Raw genomic sequence first — 2,437 nt, 5'->3', positions numbered from 1 at the left:
CACCGTTCTGCCCTGGCGCACCGTTCTGCCCTGGCGCACCGTTCTGCCTGGCGCACCGTTCTGCCCTGGCTTCGGCGTTGTTTCTTGTACAAGTATAAAGGGATTATTTTTTGCCATACTTAAGCTCTGAGCGTGATTTGGGGATAGTGCTGTTAAGTGTGTGGGGAGACCAATTATTGGTAGTGCAATTGTAAGACTGGTTACGATTTTTTGATATCTTCTCATCTGAGACTCCACTTCTCGACCAAAGGGATATCACGGCTCGGTGGGGTGAGGTTTACAGACCTCGATTGAGTCATCCTGAAAATTTTGTGAGTTTGAGAACCTCACCCCCTATGAACTTTGTTTACGAAGCAAACTTGTTAACCGCCACCGTTCCCACCGTTCCCACCGTTCCCGCCATTCCCACCGTTGCCGCCGTTACCACCTGGGGAATTATCCCCGCTCGTATTTCCACCGTTCCCGCCGGGAGCGCCAGGGCCACCATTATTACTCCCGTTTCCGTTCCCGCTATTGTTTCCGTTCCCATTCGCATTACCATCTCCATTACCATTTCCGCTTGTGTTGCCGCTGCCATTCCCGCTCTCATTACCATTTCCATTCGCATTACCATCCCCATTACCGTTTCCACCGCCATCCCCACCGCCATCCCCACCGCCGCCGCCACCTTCTTCGCTGGCGATCAAAATAGGAGGGGTAAAGGCAGCCTTTACCGATGACTGGTTAGACGGCAAAATTGTCGTTGCGAGGCCGATGCGAGGAACGGCAAGCATAAGAACAACCAATGCAGTGAGAACTCGTTTTTCCATGGTTATCCAACCTTCTTGAGGGTTTTACATGAATGAAGTCGCTGTGAATATTCACAGGGTCTGTTTTTTATGTTATTAACGATATAGTAGCGTTTGCTTTAAACGAGTCAATTTTTAATTTTAATTAATTGTTAAATTACAACTAAAGATTCTATTTACCATGATTTAATTTTAAATTATGGAAAATTTTAAAAAAATTAAGAGTGCGAGTGGTATAATTGTTTGGATGAGATGGTTTTGAGAGCGACGGGGCGATTTAAGGCGCTAGCCCCTGTCGTGCTTCGGAAAAGATCATTTCTTCCCCGTCACCCCGAACGTGGGTGGGCGCTTGGATTACCCCGGTTCTGCGTTAAGCGAGGGCCGGGTGGGCGGTAAATCCGACGGCTTCCACATCGTTCCGGCCCCGCCGTTTCACCTCATAAAGGGCAAGATCAGCGCGCTTGATAAGGGTTTGGGGCGTCTCCAGCCCCGTTTCGGCGCAGGCGACGCCGAAGCTCCCCGACAGGCGGATGGTTTCCCCGGCTCCACTCAGGGCGAGGCCCCGCAAGCGCTCCAGAACCCGGCGGGCGATTTCTGTTGCGTCAGCCAACTGGGTTTCGGGCAGAAGAATGGCAAACTCATCGCCGCCCAGGCGGGCCAGAATATCACTCGGGCGCACAATACTGCGGGCGCAATCGGCGACCCCGCGTAAGGCAACATCCCCCATATCGTGCCCATGGGTATCGTTGATCGATTTGAAATGATCGATATCGAATAGAATCACCGAAACCGGTTTGCCTGCCTGCGCATACTCCTGTAAGGCGCGGTCGAGCGCCCGATCAAACACGCGGCGGGTAGCGAGCCCTGTCAGAACGTCGCTGCGCGCCTCGCGCCCCACTTGGGCGGCAAAGCGTTCGGCGACCAGAATCACGCAGCCGATGGCCGCGATCATACCGATGGCGGTGGCGGCGAGGACCAGAATCGTCACGTCGCCCGAATCGGGCGGCCCGGCCCCCAAGGCTAATTGCACTAGGTGAACCGCAATCGCGACAACCGGCGCAAAGCCGAACGTGCCGATGAACCGCCGCCCCAGCGGGTGATCCTCCGGCGGCAGGCGGCGGCTGAGGATCAACCCGTAGATCCCGATCCCCGCTGTGAAAAGCTGAAAGACCAATATCCGCCCGAGCATATTGGGGATTAGTAGCGTGAAGGCCACGATTCCGAACGCGAACAGCCCGAAACCGGCTATCCAGAGGCGTGGACGAGCCGGAAGGCGTAAAAAAAGTCGCACGCCATCGGCCAACAGGGCCGGGCCGATGAAGCCGAGCGCAAAGCCCAACAGGCGTAGCCCATCGGAATGGGTCTGTTCCGCATAGCCGCCGATCAGCATCACCAGCGGCATTATCCCGAAGGCAAGCGGCCAGTGACCGGGAAAGCCCCAGCCAGTTTCGACCCGCTGGATCAACAGAAATGCTATAGCGCACGACCACATCATGGCCGTGTGCAGGACAATCAGCGAGGCCGGGTCCAACATCTCCGTAAGTCCTTGGCGTGTGCAGTGCCGCATCAGAGTACACAGGCCGAAGGTTTTCGTCATCCCGAACCGGCTACTCCGCTTTCGGTTTCACGATCCATTCATGGGCCGGGTC

At 55.4% G+C, this 2,437-nt stretch carries 2 protein-coding genes; one reads left to right on the top strand and one right to left on the bottom strand.

Annotated features, from left to right (window positions below):
* Positions 1–359 precede the first annotated feature (359 nt).
* Positions 360–719: a hypothetical protein gene (locus VZ95_RS24235; RefSeq protein WP_156995310.1), complete on the top strand. Its 360-nt coding sequence runs from the start codon at positions 360–362 to the stop codon at positions 717–719.
* Between the two features lie 439 nt (positions 720–1,158).
* Here VZ95_RS24235 and VZ95_RS22110 read toward each other — a convergent pair whose 3' ends face one another.
* The gene (locus tag VZ95_RS22110) at positions 1,159–2,385 is read right to left on the bottom strand and encodes a GGDEF domain-containing protein (RefSeq protein WP_084627800.1); all 1,227 of its coding nucleotides are present in this window, start codon (positions 2,383–2,385) and stop codon (positions 1,159–1,161) included.
* Positions 2,386–2,437 lie beyond the last annotated feature (52 nt).

This window comes from Elstera litoralis (assembly GCF_000963705.1).
GTDB classification, from domain to species: domain Bacteria; phylum Pseudomonadota; class Alphaproteobacteria; order Elsterales; family Elsteraceae; genus Elstera; species Elstera litoralis.
The sequence above is the reverse complement of the archived record's forward strand: the minus strand, read 5'-3'. Positions and strand labels throughout refer to the sequence as shown.

Excerpts from the sequence above, each read along its gene's own strand:
- VZ95_RS22110 (WP_084627800.1), bottom strand. The coding sequence starts at position 2,385 with ATGACGAAAACCTTCGGCCTGTGTACTCTGATGCGGCACTGCACACGC.